Annotated in this window: 14 protein-coding genes; 6 read left to right on the top strand and 8 right to left on the bottom strand. The window is 51.9% G+C overall.

The features are described 5' to 3' along the window. Position 1: 1 nt before the first annotated feature. From AFK67_RS20865 to AFK67_RS20855, 3 genes are all read right to left on the bottom strand, one after another. Positions 2-595 (bottom strand): cytochrome b, encoded by a 594-nt coding sequence (locus AFK67_RS20865; RefSeq protein ID WP_007733164.1) that lies wholly within the window; start codon positions 593-595, stop codon positions 2-4. A 108-nt stretch (positions 596-703) separates the two neighbouring features. Further along, positions 704-1,450 carry an SDR family oxidoreductase gene (locus AFK67_RS20860; RefSeq protein ID WP_007728695.1) on the bottom strand — a complete coding sequence of 249 codons (747 nt, stop codon included), beginning with the start codon at positions 1,448-1,450 and terminating at the stop codon, positions 704-706. 299 nt (positions 1,451-1,749) lie between these two features. Then, on the bottom strand, positions 1,750-3,777 hold the full coding sequence (locus AFK67_RS20855) for an acyltransferase family protein (RefSeq protein ID WP_071882618.1): 2,028 nt from the start codon (positions 3,775-3,777) through the stop codon (positions 1,750-1,752). A 210-nt stretch (positions 3,778-3,987) separates the two neighbouring features. Between AFK67_RS20855 and AFK67_RS20850 the strand changes: the two genes are divergently transcribed. Continuing rightward, a complete protein-coding gene (locus AFK67_RS20850; RefSeq protein ID WP_032967522.1) occupies positions 3,988-4,548 on the top strand; it encodes a histidine phosphatase family protein in 561 nt (186 codons plus the stop codon). Positions 4,549-4,555: 7 nt separating this feature from the next. Here AFK67_RS20850 and AFK67_RS22645 read toward each other — a convergent pair whose 3' ends face one another. Next, on the bottom strand, positions 4,556-6,007 hold the full coding sequence (locus AFK67_RS22645) for a glycosyltransferase (RefSeq protein WP_082355750.1): 1,452 nt from the start codon (positions 6,005-6,007) through the stop codon (positions 4,556-4,558). Between the two features lie 275 nt (positions 6,008-6,282). Between AFK67_RS22645 and AFK67_RS20835 the strand changes: the two genes are divergently transcribed. Both AFK67_RS20835 and AFK67_RS20830 read left to right on the top strand, forming a co-directional pair. Continuing rightward, positions 6,283-7,311, top strand: coding sequence for an alpha/beta hydrolase family protein (locus AFK67_RS20835; RefSeq protein ID WP_007728681.1), 1,029 nt, complete (start codon positions 6,283-6,285; stop codon positions 7,309-7,311). 36 nt (positions 7,312-7,347) lie between these two features. Beyond that, a complete protein-coding gene (locus AFK67_RS20830) occupies positions 7,348-8,025 on the top strand; it encodes an SDR family oxidoreductase (protein WP_007728679.1) in 678 nt (225 codons plus the stop codon). Positions 8,026-8,283: 258 nt separating this feature from the next. On the opposite strand, the gene AFK67_RS20825 is transcribed toward AFK67_RS20830, so the two are convergent. From AFK67_RS20825 to AFK67_RS20815, 4 genes are all read right to left on the bottom strand, one after another. Further along, a complete protein-coding gene (locus AFK67_RS20825; RefSeq protein WP_032967520.1) occupies positions 8,284-8,775 on the bottom strand; it encodes a GNAT family N-acetyltransferase in 492 nt (163 codons plus the stop codon). A gap of 341 nt (positions 8,776-9,116) precedes the next feature. Then, on the bottom strand, positions 9,117-9,449 hold the full coding sequence (locus tag AFK67_RS20820; RefSeq protein ID WP_007728676.1) for a helix-turn-helix domain-containing protein: 333 nt from the start codon (positions 9,447-9,449) through the stop codon (positions 9,117-9,119). 100 nt (positions 9,450-9,549) lie between these two features. Further along, positions 9,550-10,335, bottom strand: a complete 786-nt coding sequence (locus AFK67_RS22400; RefSeq protein ID WP_081591118.1) for a MipA/OmpV family protein — start codon at positions 10,333-10,335, stop codon at positions 9,550-9,552. 98 nt (positions 10,336-10,433) lie between these two features. Continuing rightward, positions 10,434-11,030, bottom strand: a complete 597-nt coding sequence (locus AFK67_RS20815; RefSeq protein ID WP_032967519.1) for a TetR family transcriptional regulator — start codon at positions 11,028-11,030, stop codon at positions 10,434-10,436. Positions 11,031-11,137: 107 nt separating this feature from the next. Here AFK67_RS20815 and AFK67_RS20810 point away from each other — a divergent pair, with 107 nt between their 5' ends. From AFK67_RS20810 to AFK67_RS20800, 3 genes are all read left to right on the top strand, one after another. After that, complete coding sequence (locus tag AFK67_RS20810) at positions 11,138-12,622, top strand: MFS transporter (protein ID WP_007728665.1); 1,485 nt, start codon at positions 11,138-11,140, stop codon at positions 12,620-12,622. A gap of 76 nt (positions 12,623-12,698) precedes the next feature. Then, positions 12,699-13,814 carry an efflux RND transporter periplasmic adaptor subunit gene (locus AFK67_RS20805; RefSeq protein ID WP_007728662.1) on the top strand — a complete coding sequence of 372 codons (1,116 nt, stop codon included), beginning with the start codon at positions 12,699-12,701 and terminating at the stop codon, positions 13,812-13,814. A 30-nt stretch (positions 13,815-13,844) separates the two neighbouring features. Further along, a complete protein-coding gene (locus AFK67_RS20800; protein WP_007728659.1) occupies positions 13,845-16,961 on the top strand; it encodes a multidrug efflux RND transporter permease subunit in 3,117 nt (1,038 codons plus the stop codon). Positions 16,962-17,033: the final 72 nt, after the last annotated feature.

Raw genomic sequence — 17,033 nt, 5'->3', positions numbered from 1 at the left:
ATCATTTTCTCTGCCCGCCGGTGGTGGCGCGGCCCGGCATCATACGCCGTAAGGTATCGTCTTTCAGCAGGTAATGGTGCACGAGGGCGGCAAGCGCATGGACGAAAACCAGCGCGATAATGGCCCAGGCGACCGCGTTATGCCACTCGCCAAAGTCATGCCGCAGCGCAGGGCTTACCTCGACCCAGCCGGAGAGATCCACCAGACCAAAAAAGGTAAAGGGCTCGTGCTGGGCCCAGCGGAACAGAAAGCCCAGCACGATTTGCGCGGCTAACAGCCCGTACAGCGCGGCATGAACGCTACCGGCGAGAAGCCGCGTCGCAGGCGAGCCCGCCGGTGCGGGCATCGCGCGCGAGGGCGAGCGTCTGCCGGTGAAGCGCCACGCCACCCGTACCACGACGATAAGCGTCAGTAAAATCCCGCAGGAAATATGCACGGCCTGCAGGCCTTTGCGCAGCGGCGTGCCGCGTTCAAGCCATTCCCAGACGTGCGCGCTGGCAAAAAGAAAAATAACGCAGGCCGCCGTAAGCCAGTGCAGCGAGAGCGTCAAACTATCGTAACGTTTACGCGTTACAGGAAGGTGCAGTTCAGCCATGATTCGTTCCGTCATTCAGTGATTGACGGGTTAACGCGGCAACTGTGGTTTCTATTCGAAAAAAAATTATTTTTTTCACCCCACGCGATGGCGCGGGGTGCGGCAGGCTCAGAGATGTTGGTTCAGCAGCGCCAGCGCCTCGTCATAACGCCCCTGCGCCTCGGCAAACCGGATCCACTTCACTGCCTCCACGAGGAGTTCCGGCGGGGTCGGCTGCTGCGACAGCAGCGACATCACTTCATCGGCGAACGCATCAAGCGGCTGATAGCCGTCGCTCTGCTCCTGGCCGGGCGTTAACCCGGTCTGCACGCCGGGCGGAATGATTTCAATCACTTCGACCTTGCCCCTGAGCCGTTCCCGCAGCGAGACGGTCAGGGAGTGCAGCGCGGCTTTAGTGGCGCAGTAGGTCGGTGCGGCCGGCAAAGGAACAAAAGCGAGGCCTGAGGAGACGTTGATAATGGCGCTGTCCGGACGGCCGCACAGATGGGCGGTAAAGGCATCGATAAGCCGCAGCGGGGCCAGCAGGTTGGTCGCAATCGTCTCTTCGGCATCGCGGAGATCGCGCGGCCCGGTCAGCGTCTCAAACCGCATGATCCCGGCATTATTGATAAGCACGTTGAGCGCAGGAAAGCGCGTTTGCACCGCCTCAGCAAAGCTCGCGACGCCCTGCGGGGCGCTCAGGTCGGCCTGAATGATATGCAGATGCTCGCGGCCCTCGGCTGCGCGCTCAAGCTCCGCCACCCGGCGGCCTGCGATAATCACCGTATTGCCCGCGTCATGAAGACGGTGTGCCAGCGCTTTGCCGATGCCTGTTCCGCCGCCGGTGATCAGTATGGTATTGCCTGTCTGTTGCATGATTGCCTCGCAGATTTTACGACCGCAAAAGGTGTAGCCCCGTAAACGAATTCCTGTATCAGACAGGCTCCGCTCCGGTATTCAGGTATAGCGCGTTAGCATGACAGCAGCCACCACGATCTCGTTTGTTTTTATACAAAAGACGCGCTGCGACGGCAGTAAACCGAAAAGCGATGAAGAGCCCTGAGAAGCGAGCGGCGGGCAAACAAGATGATGCCTCACGGGAAACAAGGCGAGCGTTGATAATGAACGTAAAAAAAGCCGCATACGCGGCTTTTTTAGGGTGTCCAGAACCTCGCTTATTTAAGCGGGTTTCCAAACGCCTTAAGGTAAATCTCACCAAAACGGTATGAAGCATAATCCGTCAGATGCCCGGCATCGCGATAAATCGTCACGCCGTCGATATTGGTGACGCAGGTGCCGCTGATGCACTGCGCGGATTTCGCGTCGATGAACGTCAGTGAAGGAAATTCTGCCTTCATTTTTTTCATTAATGCTAACGTCCACGGAATTTCCATGCTCTTCGGATTCTGCGCATCGCATTCGTTGATATCAAACGGATAACGATGGATGACGTGCTGTTTGATGCAGGTTTCATAATGCTCAGGCATCTCCGTGATGGTATACATCACCACCGGTTTTGCGCCCGACGCCGTGATGATTTTCAGCGCGTTACGCAACGCGGTTTCATAGCGTTCACGGGATAAGGTTTCGCTTCGCTCATCACCCTCGGCATTAATGAGATGTGGGCCCTCCGCGTACCGGGACCAGACCTGACCGAGGATAACGTAGTCATAATGATTTTTGCGAATGTACTCATAGTACTTTTCCGTATTCTCATGACATTTCTCATACGTTATCCCTTTGTATTTCCACCAGTCATACTGAAAAAGACCCGGCAGCGCCAGACAGGAAGAGGTCGTCAGTGAATACATTTTGACGCCCGCCTCTTTCGCGAGCACATCAAAGAAGCCCCAGAAATGATTAGCGTGGGAATCCCCAATAAGAAACGCCGTCTTTTTACTGTCAGGGGCACCGAAATGACACACGGAAAGGTTCTGTTTCCCGCTGTGGCAGTCTTCACGACGAGACGCGTGCAGATAAGCGTCTTGTTGCAGCGTAAAGGCCCGGTTGTATTGCGCATCAAAGCGCTGCGGCAGCCCCTCATACTTATCAGAAAGCGTATATAACGTCATTGTCAGCGCAATCGGAGCGACAACGAGAATGGCCACGCTTTTCCACACCGGAAGATGAACGCGTCTGAACCGGTTTTCGATGCCGTGATAACAGAGAATGGCGAGACCCAGCGTTAAGGCCAGCGCCAGAATGAGGATATTTCCCGTCAGGGTATAGCCAAGATAATGCAGCGTGCCAAAAACCGGCCAGTGCCACAAATAAAGCGAGTAAGAGATTTTCCCGAGATAATTGACCGGCGCAAAAGCCAGCGCGTTATTGACCAGGGCGCCACGGCACAAAAACAGCGCCGCGGTGGCAAGGCAAACCAGCAACGTATATTCATTGGGATAGAAATCGACCGACAGGGTTTTTGTGGCAACCCACACGAGTACGACAATGGCGCACGTAGCCAGAAGGTTCGCCTGTATTTTATTCGTCTTTTTCAGTTTCGGCTGGAGTAACGCAGCACTACCGCCGATAAGGAATTCAAACGCACGCATACCGAGAGAGTAATAATACTGACCGTGCGTTAACAGGTTGGAAAGCAGCATCGCCAGCGAGGCTATCACCGTCAATGCCAGCCAGGACCAGAGCACCGTTTTTGCGGTCTTGCCCGGGTCCGTTTTACGGGTGAGCAGCATGACCGCCGCGGCAAGCAGGGCAAAGAAAAAATACCACTGCCACTCAATCGCTAATGACCAGGTATGGATCAACAGAAAAGAATCCGCATCCGGCGAGGCATAGGTGGCGCTCTGTTTATCAAAAAACTGGTTAGATAAAAACAGCGAGGTGTATTTCGCGCTCTTAGTGAAGATCTGGTAATCCGCCGGTATATAACAATATGACGCAATAACGATCGTCGCTAACAGGATGGTAATGAGAGCTGGCTGTAATCGCCATAATCTTCCGCTAATAAATTTTGGCAACGAAAACTTTTTTGCCTCAATATCGCGAATAACTTTCCCGGTTATTAAATACCCGGAAATCGTAAAGAAAATATCAACACCAATAAACCCCGAAGGAAATAATGAAATACCAGCATGAAAAATAATGACGAGCACAACGGCAACGGCTCGCAGCCCGTCTATGTCCCCTCGATACGCATCCTGATATGAGAGGCTCCTGGACAGGTTGGTCAACGATAATTCCATAGAAAAGAAGCGCCTTACTTTTAATTTAGGTCTTTATTTACAAGAAGAAAAAATGCAAGAGTCTTTGATATCTTACAACATTATACCTTTAAGTCACTTCTTAGATTCAGGGGTTTATCGTTTCAGCCATGTACGTTAAGGTGACTTAAGTAAGAACTTAACCGCATGAGGGTCGTATATTGCCCTTGAATCGACAGGGAAAATAGCCAGATGAAGATAATCCTGATGCGCCATGGCAGGCCTTTGTTATCCCAAACGGGCGCGCTAAGGGCGTCTGATATGCGCGGCTGGATCGCAGATTACGATCGTGCGGATATTGGCCGCGATGCCCCGCCAGCGGCAAGTCGTGAGCTGGCGGAACGGGCTAATGTGGTTATCAGTAGCGACTTACCCAGAGCCCTCTCCTCCCTGGCGGCGCTCGGTCGTGAACCTGCGCAAACTGATGCGTTATACCGGGAGGCGCATTTACCGGTCTTTCGTCTGGGCGGCCTGCGGTTGTCCCCGTTCACCTGGGCTGCGATTTTTCGTGGGTTATGGCTGTGCGGAATAGCGGGCGAGGTGGAACCGTTGCGTGAGGCAAAGCGGCGCGCCATGGACGCCGCGGACAGCCTGATCAGGCTCTCATCAACAGCTGACGATACGGTATTGCTGATGGGGCATGGCATTATGAACCGGCTTATTGCCGGCGCGCTGCAGGAAAAAGGCTGGCGGGAAACAGACAAACCCGGCAAGGGTTACTGGAGCGCGGGCGTATATCAGTCGCCCGGCTGACTGCGTGTCAGTAAGGGCTCATCACCTGGAAACGTTTATAAGAGCTGTACATCGCATAGCGACCGATGCCGGGCACAGGAAAATGGCCATACCAGGGGCTCAGCTGCCACTGCGCGGTGAAATCACTGGTTTGCGCGACAGCATCAAGATAAATGGCGGAGACAAGCCCTGTGCGATTAGCGCCGTGATCGCAGTGGATCAGAATCGGCCGCGGCAGGCTCTTCATCAGGTCGGCCAGTTTTTCCGCTTCTTTAACGCTGATTTCCCGGCCTGAACTTAATGGATAGTCCACCAGCCTGATGCCATGCGCCAGCGCGGCGGCTTTTTCCTGCTGATACCAGTCGCCGCGCGCTTCATCGCGCAGGTTCAGAATGGTGCGGATATGGTAACGGTCGCTATAATTCGCAATGTCCTGCGCATCCGGCTGCGCTGAGCGATAGAGTTCACCGTCAATGACCTCATGAAAATTACCGGTCAGCTGCCCGTAGCCTGCATGCAGCCCCGTCAGCGCCAGCAGCCCTACGGCCAGCAGACCGAGTCGCTTGCCGGTACGACGCAGCGCGGCAGGCCAGCCTCTTTTCCCCCGCGACACGCCTTTTGCCCCATCAGTGGAAAAGAGACGGGCGATTTTCTCTATGGCGATGCTGGTTTCATTAACGATATTTTTGCGCAGCCGCATAAAGGGATGCACAAACACCAGCCATAACTGATACCGCGCGTAGTCACGTTCGCTTAACGTCACCACCGGCGTCTTCAGGCGCGCATACGCGCTTTTTTTAAACCGCTTAAGGACTTTACTGTCCACACCACAATACTTAAGGCCGACGGTACGGTGATTCTGCACATAATAAATACCGTCGCCGGGCGGAACGCGGCTGATGGCAAGCGTAAACGGGATAGGCCCGGTGGTGCTCAGCACGCCTTTCATACCGATGCCATATCTGGCGGGCTGGTAATTTCTGATGCGCTCAGTGACTTCGTCGATCACCGCGCGCAGCCAGGGCGAACGCGGTGCGGCAATGACGTTCCACTGCTGAAACTCGCCATGCGGCAGCGCGGCCAGTTCTTTATGTAGCCCTTTTTTATGATCCTGGCCGCCAGGACCGTTGTCCCAGTGGCAAAGCATCAGTTCACAGTCAGGGGGGATGACATCATCAAGGGGGCGGGAGCAGAAGCTTTTCACATCGAGATAGACGCCGCCTTCCTGGTAGATAACCAGATAGCGGAATAGATCGGCACGCGCCGCGCCATACTCCGGGTTAATACGCTGGTAAAGCTCAAGCATATCGCGGCCAAAATGCCTCTCAATCCAGGCGATGATGGCGGGCTCATCATAAAAGCGATACTCATAATCCGGGTTCATTTTTTGCAACCCGGCGATCAGCGCCCGGATCTCTTCCGGCAGACGCTGCCAGCCGGCGGTATAAACCTGATGGATCACGCGCGGTACTTTTCTCATCTCTCGCCCTTTATGCTCCGTTGAGACCGTAACGGCTGAATTGATGCCAAATTGTGAACAATAATTAGTAAATTTGACATAATGGTTTCTGGCAAGTTTCACCCTGATAAAAATTTAGACGAGCCGCGGTAAGAGGGAATGAGAAAAGGGATGAAAAACGTCGTCCTTTAGCTAAGGTACCGACCACGCAGAAAGATCGATTCAGAGGTTTTTGCTGTATTTTTTGCGTTCAAAAGGGAATCAGTACGAGCACCACCTACAAAAAGGCTTTTAACATGCGTTTCCGGCTTCGTAAGACGGTCATCATCATTAGTGTTTTGATTCTGCTGGTAACCCTGTGGGTAATGAGCCGCCTTGCGATTTTTGATGCGCAGAGCCTGCCGCAAGCTCATACGGTGACTTTTATTCATAATGGAAATCCCTTACAGGGGACACTGACGCTTCCGGATAGTGTGCAACATCCCCCCGTAGCGCTTCTGGTGCATGGTGACGGCGCCCAGGATCGCTGGTCGCAAGGCGGCTATCTCCCCCTTGTAAATACGCTGCTGGAAAACGGTATTGCCGTATTTTCATGGGATAAACCTGGCGTAGGGGAGAGTGGTGGAAACTGGCTGGCGCAAACGATGCGCGATCGTAGTGACGAAGCGGTACAGGCGATGACAACGCTTAGAAAAATACCCGCGCTCTCGCACAGCCGATTCGGTTTTTTGGGTTTTTTTCAAGCAGGATGGGTAGTGCCGAAGGCTGCCGCGCTGGCGCATGCTGACTTTGCCGTCATTGTTGGCGGTGCGATTAACTGGCGCGATCAGGGAAGCTATTTTCTTGAAACAAGGCTTGCGCTTTCAGGGCACACGCCTTCAGAGATAGCGCAGGCAATACAAAATGACAGACTGGATTTTGCCAGGCGTTATTCCGCACCAACCGTCTCGCGGCCCTGTGCAGGGCGCTGTACCCGTGATGATTTTGAACGGCGCAATGCGCTTGCCGATGCCCGTGCGGATATCACGCAAATGAAGATTCCCGTAATGGTGTTAATGGGCGCCAATGACCGCAACGTCAGGCCTGGCGAAACGCTGACTGTGTGGGCCGCCACGTTGCCTCCAGCGACACCGCGTTGCCTGCGGATGATGGATGGCGCAACGCACGGCTTGCTGAAAAGCCGTTGGTACGATTACCAGCTTCCCTCTCAGTGGCCATGGTGGGCGCAGGCGCTGTTTCTGCTTTCCGGTGAGCACGCATATGCGCCCGGCGCACCTGAGGCGATCGCCACCTGGATCCATACCCAACAATGCGCGCCATACTGATACCATGACAAACGTTAACGGGACAGAGGTAACACTATGACAATAAAACATGTTTTGATTATCGGGGCATCGCGCGGCATTGGTCGTGGGCTTGCCGAGACATTCGCACGCGATGGCGTCGACGTGATCGCGACGGTGCGTAGCGAGAAAAGCCATGGCGAGGCGTTTGCTGGCATAACGACCCAACTCGTTGATATGACGGACGCTGCCAGCTGCGCGCAGCTTCAGGAAACGCTGAGCGCAGTAAAATTTGACGCGCTCATTGTTAACGCAGGCATCTATGGGCCGGATCATCAGAGCCCTGCCAGGGTTACGCAAGACGAAGCCGCATCGTTGTTTATGACGAACGCGATTGCGCCGGTGCGCCTCGCCGAAGCGATGCTCCCTCAGGTACGTGAAGGCGGCGTTATCGCGTTTATGTCGTCACGCACCGCGAGCTTTACGTATAACGACACCGGCGACATGGCGCTCTATCGCGCCAGCAAAAGCGCGCTGAATTCACTGGCTCGCTCGTTCGCGGTGACTAAAGCCTTGCCAGGGAAACGCGCCGTCTTACTGCTGCACCCCGGCTGGGTCCAGACCGACATGGGCGGCTCACGCGCACCGGTAACGGTCGAGGAGAGCGCCGCGGGCCTGAAAGCGGTTATCACGGCCGCGCTGGATAATCCCTCATGCCGGTTTGTCGATTACCAGGGCGAAGAGATAGCGCCATAGCGGCGTCAGGCGAGGCGAAAATGATAAGGCGCGTCAGGCGCGCCTTTTTACATCGTGCAGGCATGGTTAAACAGGCGGGTGCGATATCAACACCGTTGGGCAACGAGGATTGTCATCAAAACCAAAGGTACAGGCCCAACGGTGTATTCGGGCCGTCTGGCAAACGGAATACATCCTGTTATGCCTGTTTCTTAAGCGGGTCTGCCTGGCAGGTTTGAGCGAGAAGCGGATGGTTTACCCAAAGCGTAGTGGCTTTTCTTAATTGTCAGTGTCGCCGTCGGTAATAGACTTACTCATATTAAAACCCGTAACACCGAATCCGCTCGCTTCATAGACATGCCGGGCGCGATCATTATCACCGGCAACACGCAGTCTGATCTCTTTAAAATTCTGTGCATGCAGATAATTTTCAAAAACACGTAGAGATTGTTTACCAAGCCCCTGTCCCTGGCTGGCGTTGAAAATATGAAAATCGTAGATAAAAACCGTGCGCATAGTCGTATCGGGTTTATACCAGAGATAACCCACGTGATTGTGAGTATTGTCCGAATGCATAACAATACTCAATAAAACATGCCCTAGGGTATTAACCCCCCCGGGAAGTAAGTCCGATATTTCCTGCTTCGCCCTTGCCAGCGCATCACGCTGGGAGAGCCGATAGTTTGTTTCGAGTTCACAGGCATAATCATGAACAAAATAGTCGAGGTAAGCAGGGTACTCATCATTTGTCATCGCACGGAAAGAAATCACACCTGAATCCTCAATCTAAACGCAGTTATCATTATGAATATACTGATAGCAATGCGGTTACCTGTCGTCAATACAATTCACTTATCAACATACACATTGATCCGAATTGATGAACATAAAACGCGTAGTGATGCCCGCGTTTGGCTGTGCGTTCAACGGGCCGATGCAACGCTCTCTTTAATGAAGGGGATGCCGCCATGAAATGAAGGCCGAGAATTAACTTAACACCAGAACAGAAAGGGATTATCGGGGGCAGATATAAACCACCTCATTCCCGGCATGATTGCGACAGAAATCATTTTTCTTTCACGCCTACAATTTACCAGATGGGTAGCTTCCTGTTATCGCCTTTTCCCGTTGCGTCGACGATAGCGCCCTGGAGAAACCCCGTAATAAAGCGTGAACGCGCGGGTGAAGGTCTGGTGCGAACCATAACCATTTTTCAGCGCTATGGTAATGATAGCGTCATCGCCATTAGCCAATTCAACTAATGCCTTCTCCATTCGCTTCTTTACGATAAAAAACCCCACCGTCATGCCGGTATGCATCTTGAATCCGCGTTGCAGATGCCATTTCGAATAGCCCGCTTTTGAAGCGAGCCTGTCTATTGTCAAATTCTCCTCAAGGTTATTTTCAATCCAGGCAATTAATGTTTCAAAAAATAAGGCGTCCATAAAAGCTCATCTCGGTCGGCCACAAGCACATAACAGCACGGCATTATCAGGAAGAAATTTTTAAGCGTGTAATCATCGGGGGTCCCTCCCCGACATTGTGTCAGAAACTATAAGAAAAACCTGTCCATAACCCCAGGAGTGTGCCTTTCGCAACCATTGGGCTATTTTTTATCTCACTGGCAAGCACGGTATATCGGGCACCGCCATAAATATCAAGGCTGGTTGTTAGCGAATAATCTAGCGTCAGCTCAGCAAAAGAAGACCAGCTGTCATCCGGGTTATAAGCAGAAAGACCGCTTCTTCTTGATTCCGATCCGCTTACGCCGTAGTAATACTGGTTGAATTTTTTGCTGCTCCAGTTAACACCCAGTGCGGGGATGATATTCAGCGCACCGGTTTGCACCGGATAACTCCACGAAGTGTCGAGATTTAATCCGTTACCGCTATGAATGGCATCTGCTGCCAGTATGGCTTTAAACGCACCCCAGCTCTCCGTCTGGTGTTCATAACTTAACCCCGTCATTAATGTACTGCGTCTTTTATTTAACTGCCGCATAGCCCATGAAGAGCTATCTTTAGGCTTGAAAGAGAGCGGCAGGTAATATCCCAGGACTGAAAGTCGGTCTTGCGGCGTTCTGTATAGATCAGCACCTGCACTTAACCCGTGAAGCCAAAATGCGCCAGTTTCATAATCAACGGTAGGGAAAAGCAGATCGCTTTTATTATTACCAACACCGTTATATAGCTTTGTTGACCACCCGGAGGTTATACCCAACGATAAATCACCAGCATATGCACAGGTATTTATCCCGCCCAAAACCAACATTGCGGAAAAAGCGGTCCCTAAGGGATTATTCATCCCTTTCATTAAATTACTGATAGCCATGTAACACAACTCCCTGATTCATCAAAGACAAAAAAACCCATAATAATGCCTGCATGGAATCCAGACATTATTACGGTTACTGCGCTAATGACTCATTTTTAATCAGTCATTGAGAGATTCGTTTTAATAAAATCATCCATATAACGTAAGTAGTTATTTTCGCTAAATTCCTGCAACTGCAGATCATAAATACCATCCATGCCACAAGAAAATACCAGCAGGCGCCATGAAACGTCTTTTATATTGTCTTTGCAGGTAAACTCCGCACTTTCCACACCATTAACGATGATAGATTCAATGGTTTTATGCCATTCAACGGTCGCAGCCTGCACTGAGGCCAGCATGATCTCATCCTGATGAGACATGACCTCGGCCTCTTTCCATAAACGCTTGTACTGTCGCCCCTCATTGCTGGTTTCTGCTACCAGGCACCATCTGAGCATTTCAGACCAGCTCGCATTCTCTTGTTTGCCTGATTCCAGCACCAGTGCCAGTGCCTGTTTAACGGAAAGCAGAAACGCCTCGGCTTTAAGCTCCGAAGAGGACGCAAACAGGCGATGGATCTGCCCCGCCGCCGTTTGCGCTTCTTGCGCCACGCGACGAACAGTCATCGCACCCAGTCCATCCGATAGCGCTATTTTCACGGCCGCTTCGAGCAGCTCTTGCCGCCTTTCATCACGATGAAGGTATGTCATAACCACCTTTTTATAGATTCGCACACAAAGATGGACAAGCGTCCATCTTCACTATAGGCTTGTTGTGGACGCGTGTCCATGTTTAATCTTTTCGCGAGCGCAACAGTATGTCAACGAAATGGCTGACGCTATTTATCATCATCATGCTTTACCTGCCGGTCACGATCGACGCCACAATTCTATACGTGGTGGCGCCTGTTCTCAGCATGGAAATGAAAACCACGACGGATCAACTGCTGTGGATAATGGATATCTATCCGCTCGTTATGGCAGGTCTGATGCTTCCTATGGGGGTACTCGGCGATCGTATTGGTTTCAGAAAACTGGCCATGCTGGGAAGCACCTTATTTGGTCTGGCATCGGCAGGGGCGGCGTTTGCTTCAACCCCTCTCGCTCTGATTATGGCGCGCGCCTTACTGGCCGTCGGGGCGTCAATGATCGTTCCGGCAACGCTTGCAGGCGTTCGCCGCACATTTCCGGAAGAAAAAGAGCGCAATTTGGCGCTTGGTATCTGGACGACAGTGGGTACGTGTGGCGCATTAATTGGGCCACTCGCAGGTGGCGTCATACTGAGTCATTTTTCCTGGGGAACCGTTTTCTTTATTAACGTTCCCCTCGTTATTGCCGTGCTGTTTATGCTCTGTTTCTTTGTTCCTGCTGCAGAGAAAAAGACTTCACAAGCGGTGAATACGGCTCAGGCCCTCACGTTAACAACCGCCTTGCTGTTGATGATTTATTCGCTGAAAAAAGTCTTTAGTCCTGATTTTTCACTGCCAATATTTCTTGCTTTATTCAGTTGCGGCTGCGTGTTAATGGGGATTTTTATTCGTAGCCAGTTGCGCTCGCGTCTGCCATTGCTCGACCTTCGCCTTTTTGCACAACATCGTATCGCTGCGGGCGTGATGATGGCGTTGACGGCAATGATAGTCTTAGTGGGTTTTGAACTGGTGTTATCGCAGGAACTGCAGTTGGTTCACCGACTTTCTCCGCTTGAGGCGGGGCTTTACCTGTTACCGCTGATGGTCGCCAGTGGTCTGACAGGCCCTGTCGCCGGATGGTTAATTTCGCGTTATGGTCTGCGAATAGTCGCCTTATCCGGGCTCGCCACCTCGGCGCTCAGCTTATATCGGCTTGCGGGCACAGACTTTTCTGCACCGGATATCATCGCCTGGTTCTGGATGTGCGCGCTGGGCTGCGGTGCCACGGTTGCATTAATGGCGTCCTCGTCAGCCATTATGAGTGCCGCACCGGTTGAAAAAGCGAATGCAGCAGGCTCCATTGAAGGTGTTTCCTATGAGCTAGGGACGGGCCTTGGGATTGCTATATTTGGATCGATACTCGCCAATATTTATACCGCGTCGGTTAAATTACCGGCGGGATTGCCCGCAAGCGTCAATCAACAGGCAAGCCTCTCATTTAATGACGCGCTCGCAGCGAGTATCCATTTGAATGAAGACCTTCGTGAGCAAGTGATTTCCGCCGCAACATCCGCTTTTATGCACTCTCATGCTGCCACGCTACAGACAGGGGCATTCATGTTGCTGGCGCTGACCATCATTACCGGTTTTATTTTGAAAAAACGGCACGAGTAATATTCAAAGCCAGGAACGTATCTGGAGACCACCACCTGTAAATATCAAGCGATATTCATATTCCGGATTGATTATAATGAAACTAAAAGTAATTACTGCATCTATGCTGGCAGCATCGTTAATGCTGTCTGGTTGCGACACATCGCAAGAAGAAACATCGGCCCCGGCGCCGAAAATGAAAGTCGTAACAAAAGAAGTTACGGCAGAAGATATTTTTATTGAAAAGGTTTTTCCTGCCAGGGTCACTGCTATCAGAAGTGCACAAATCAGACCACAGGTAGGAGGGATAATTAAAAACCGTATGTTTCTGCAAGGATCAGAAGTGCAAGCCGGGCAAGCGCTGTTCCAGATCGATGCCGCACCTTTTAAGGCAGATGTTGAGATGGCTGCGGCAGCACTGGCTAAAGCAAACGCAACTGCGCTTCAGATGAGCCAGCGGGCGCGACGCCTGGCATTACTACAAAAGAATGGCGCTGTCAGCGCTCAGGATTATGATGATGTGCGCGCTAACAGTGCGCAGGCCGCCGCGGATGTCGCCGAGGCGCAGGCGTCCCTTAACAGGAAAAAACTTGATCTCGAATACGCTACCGTTCGGGCACCTATTGATGGTCGTATCGATCAGGAATTTGTGACTGAAGGCGCGCTCGTCGGGTCAGGCGATTCGCAAGCGATGGCGACTATCCAGCAGATTGATCATGTTTATATTGACGCTCGGGTACCTGCACATGAACTGCGCGCGCTGTATGCGCAAAACGATAAAGATAATGCGATGCATATTTCTGTGCAGGATGAGAATAATAAGCCCTATGCGGTTACACCATTTTTGCTGTTTTCAGGTATTAGCGTAAATGATGAAACGGGCGATGTGGTACTACGTACGCAGGCACCCAACCCGCAGCGGATATTACTGCCGGGCATGTTTGTCAAATTAAAGGTATCTCAGCGCATTGCACGTAACGGGATTATTGTTCCTGAACAGGCAATCACCCGTAGCAATAATGAGGCAATGGTCTGGATAGTTAACGCTTCCGGCAAAGCACAGCGCGTAAAGGTGCAGACTGATGGACAAAACCTAAAAGGGATCGCGGTCAAAGCGGGGCTTAAAACAGGCGACCGTTTAATTATTGAAGGCCAGGACAAAGTGAAAGATGGTCAGTCCGTGGTTTCTGTCAATACAGAATCGCAGGTTTAAGCGCGCCACTCATAAATACAGGATTTTTTGATGTCACAGTTTTTTATTCGCCGACCGATTTTTGCCTGGGTTATCGCGCTCTTTATTATCCTTTTTGGATGTATCGCCATCCCTCAGCTACCGGTTGCTCAATATCCTTCCGTTGCGCCGCCCAGCCTGACCATTACCGCAACGTACCCTGGCGCGACCCCGCAAATCATGAATGATTCGGTCATCTCGCTCATTGAACGGGAATTATCGGGCGTTAATGATTTACTTTATTACGAGTCAGCCAGTGATACCTCGGGCATGGCGACAATTACGGTGACGTTTAAACCTGGAACCGACATCCGTCTTGCTCAGGTGGATGTACAAAACCAGATTAAAGCCGTTGAGCCACGCTTACCCCAGTCGGTACGCCAGAATGGCCTCAATGTGGAAGCGGCATCTTCAGGCTTTCTGATGATGGTGGGCTTAAATGCCTCTGACGGAAAATTCACCGAGGCCGATCTGAGTGACTATTTTGCTCGCAATATCACCGATGAGCTTCGTCGTGTTGATGGCGTAGGTAAAATTCAGGCATTCGGGTCTGAAAAAGCGATGCGGATCTGGGTAGACCCGGCGAAGCTCATTGCTTACAAGCTAACGGCCAGTGATGTCACGACAGCTATCAGCGAGCAAAACGCCCAGGTATCCCCTGGCCGTCTGGGTGATGCCCCCACCATTCCGGACCAGGGCACCGCTTATCCCTTGAATATTAGCGGACAGCTCAGCACACCGGAGGCATTCAGCCAGATAGTGCTCAGAGCCAATCCCGACGGTTCACGCGTTGTGTTAGGTGACGTTGCAAGAGTAGAGCTTGGCCTACAGTCATACGCTTTTTCCACCCGCGAGAATGGACACGGTTCGACAGCGGCAGCGATACAGCTCTCACCAGGCGCCAATGCGGTTCGGACTTCTGAAGCGGTAAAAGCGCGGATGGCTGAATTATCCAAGACCTTTCCTTCCGGGATGACATATTCCATTCCGTTTGATACTTCACCCTTCGTTAAAATCTCCATCGAAAAAGTATTGCACACTTTTTTTGAAGCGATGGTACTGGTGTTCCTCGTGATGTTTCTGTTTTTGCAAAACATCCGTTACACCTTTATCCCGGCGATTGTGGCACCCGTCGCTTTGCTGGGCACGTTCACCGTTATGATGCTGGCAGGCTTCTCTATTAACGTCCTGACGATGTATGGCATGGTGCTGGCCATCGGGATCATCGTTGACGATGCCATTGTGGTTGTTGAGAACGTAGAGCGTCTGATGGCAGAAGAGGGGCTTTCGCCAAAAGAAGCCACCATCAAAGCCATGAAGGAGATCACCGGCGCGGTGGTAGGGATCACGCTGGTCTTAACCGCCGTATTTATTCCTATGGGTCTGGCATCAGGGTCAGTGGGGGTTATTTATCGTCAGTTTACGCTGTCGATGGCGGTGTCTATTCTCTTTTCCGCGTTCCTGGCGCTGACCTTAACCCCGGCATTGTGCGCCACCTTACTCAAACCGGTAACGGCTGACTCCCATAAAAAAGGGCGCTTTTTTGGCTGGTTTAACCGGACGTTTGATCGCGTCACGGGCCGTTATGAAAATGGCGTGACTCGCGTCGTTAAAAAGACCGGCAGGATGACCCTTATTTATCTCGTTCTGTGCGGCGTCCTGTATGCCGCCTTTACATTCTTGCCTTCCTCCTTCCTGCCGGATGAAGACCAGGGCTATTTTATGACATCCATTCAGTTACCTTCTGAAGCAACGATGTCTCGCACCGAAAAGGTCGTGAAGGAGTATGAGAAACTCGTCATGAGCCGCCCTGGCATAGAGCGTAATATCTCAGTGCTTGGCTTTAGCTTCTCAGGATCTGGCACCAACGCCGCATTGGCCTTTACGACGCTCAAAGACTGGGATCATCGTGACGGCGCCACAGCGCAAAATGAAGTGTCCTATATTCAGGAAAAAATGGGCGATATTCCTGAAGGCACCGTCATGAGCATTATGCCGCCGGCCATTTCGGAACTCAGCACGTCATCCGGGTTTACACTGCGCCTCGAGGACAGAGGCAATCATACCGACAAAGAACGTATGGAAGCGCTGAATACCTTGCTGGAAAAGGCCGCACAGAGCCAGGTTTTATATGGCGTCAATATGGATGGTCTCCCGGACGGGCTGGGGGTCAATCTTGAAATTGACCGTCAGAAAGCGGAAGCCATGGGGGTTTCCTTTAACGACATCAACCAGACTATTTCGGCGTCCATGGGCTCTGCTTACGTCAATGACTTTCCGAATAATGGACATATGCAGCAGGTGATTGTCCAGGCGGATGCCGAATCGCGTATGCAGCTGGATAAAGCGCTGTCTCTTTATGTTCGCAATAAAACAGGGGGAATGGTGCCGCTCTCTGAGTTTATTCAGCCGCAGTGGGAGCCAACGCCACAGCAGTTGATCCGCTATCAGGGCTATCCGGCGTTCAGGGTGACGGGCTGGCCAAACTGGGGTTATTCGAGCGGTGAAGCGATGGCTGAAATGGAAAGCATCGCGGCAACCTTGCCTGCGGGTTTCGCCATCGAATGGACAGGCCAGTCATTGCAGGAACAGCAGTCCGCTTCAGAAGCGCCCATGTTGATGGTGCTTTCCATGCTGGTGGTCTTTCTGGTACTGGCGGCGCTGTATGAAAGCTGGTCCGTTCCTTTATCCGTGATGCTCGTCGTACCGCTAGGACTCATTGGCGCAATGGTAGCCGTCTACCTGAAAGGCATGCCAAATGATGCCTTTTTTAAAGTGGGCATGATAACCATCATCGGTCTGTCGGCCAAAAACGCCATCCTGATAGTAGAGTTTGCCCGCCAGTTGCAGCATGAGGGCGAAAGCCTGATAAACGCGACGGTCAAAGCAGCGCGGATGCGTCTTCGCCCCATCATGATGACCTCACTGGCGTTTACGCTTGGCGTTATTCCGCTCATGCTGGCTTCTGGGGCAAGTGCCACGACCCAACAAGCGATAGGCACGGGGGTATTTGGCGGAATGATCAGTGGCACCTTACTGGCAATATTTTTTGTGCCGGTGTTCTTTGTAACGGTGCTGACGGTTATCGACCGTGTAAAACAACGTTTAATAAAAAGAAAAACCGCTTAAAAATAAAGAAGCCCGGCGTTCATCTTTAAACCCGGGCCTATAACCTCCCTTTTAAAACAGTAGCAATGCTAC

The organism is Cronobacter dublinensis subsp. dublinensis LMG 23823, from assembly GCF_001277235.1.
Classification (GTDB): domain Bacteria; phylum Pseudomonadota; class Gammaproteobacteria; order Enterobacterales; family Enterobacteriaceae; genus Cronobacter; species Cronobacter dublinensis.
This window is presented reverse-complemented; position numbering and strand designations above follow the sequence as displayed.

Bases quoted from the DNA above. Each gene is read 5' to 3' on its own strand.
- AFK67_RS20865 (WP_007733164.1), bottom strand. From the start codon at position 595: ATGGCTGAACTGCACCTTCCTGTAACGCGTAAACGTTACGATAGTTTG.
- AFK67_RS20860 (WP_007728695.1), bottom strand. From the start codon at position 1,450: ATGCAACAGACAGGCAATACCATACTGATCACCGGCGGCGGAACAGGC.
- AFK67_RS20855 (WP_071882618.1), bottom strand. From the start codon at position 3,777: ATGGAATTATCGTTGACCAACCTGTCCAGGAGCCTCTCATATCAGGAT.
- AFK67_RS20850 (WP_032967522.1), top strand. From the start codon at position 3,988: ATGAAGATAATCCTGATGCGCCATGGCAGGCCTTTGTTATCCCAAACG.
- AFK67_RS22645 (WP_082355750.1), bottom strand. From the start codon at position 6,007: ATGAGAAAAGTACCGCGCGTGATCCATCAGGTTTATACCGCCGGCTGG.
- AFK67_RS20835 (WP_007728681.1), top strand. From the start codon at position 6,283: ATGCGTTTCCGGCTTCGTAAGACGGTCATCATCATTAGTGTTTTGATT.
- AFK67_RS20830 (WP_007728679.1), top strand. From the start codon at position 7,348: ATGACAATAAAACATGTTTTGATTATCGGGGCATCGCGCGGCATTGGT.
- AFK67_RS20820 (WP_007728676.1), bottom strand. From the start codon at position 9,449: ATGGACGCCTTATTTTTTGAAACATTAATTGCCTGGATTGAAAATAAC.
- AFK67_RS22400 (WP_081591118.1), bottom strand. From the start codon at position 10,335: ATGGCTATCAGTAATTTAATGAAAGGGATGAATAATCCCTTAGGGACC.
- AFK67_RS20815 (WP_032967519.1), bottom strand. From the start codon at position 11,030: ATGACATACCTTCATCGTGATGAAAGGCGGCAAGAGCTGCTCGAAGCG.
- AFK67_RS20810 (WP_007728665.1), top strand. From the start codon at position 11,138: ATGTCAACGAAATGGCTGACGCTATTTATCATCATCATGCTTTACCTG.
- AFK67_RS20805 (WP_007728662.1), top strand. From the start codon at position 12,699: ATGAAACTAAAAGTAATTACTGCATCTATGCTGGCAGCATCGTTAATG.
- AFK67_RS20800 (WP_007728659.1), top strand. From the start codon at position 13,845: ATGTCACAGTTTTTTATTCGCCGACCGATTTTTGCCTGGGTTATCGCG.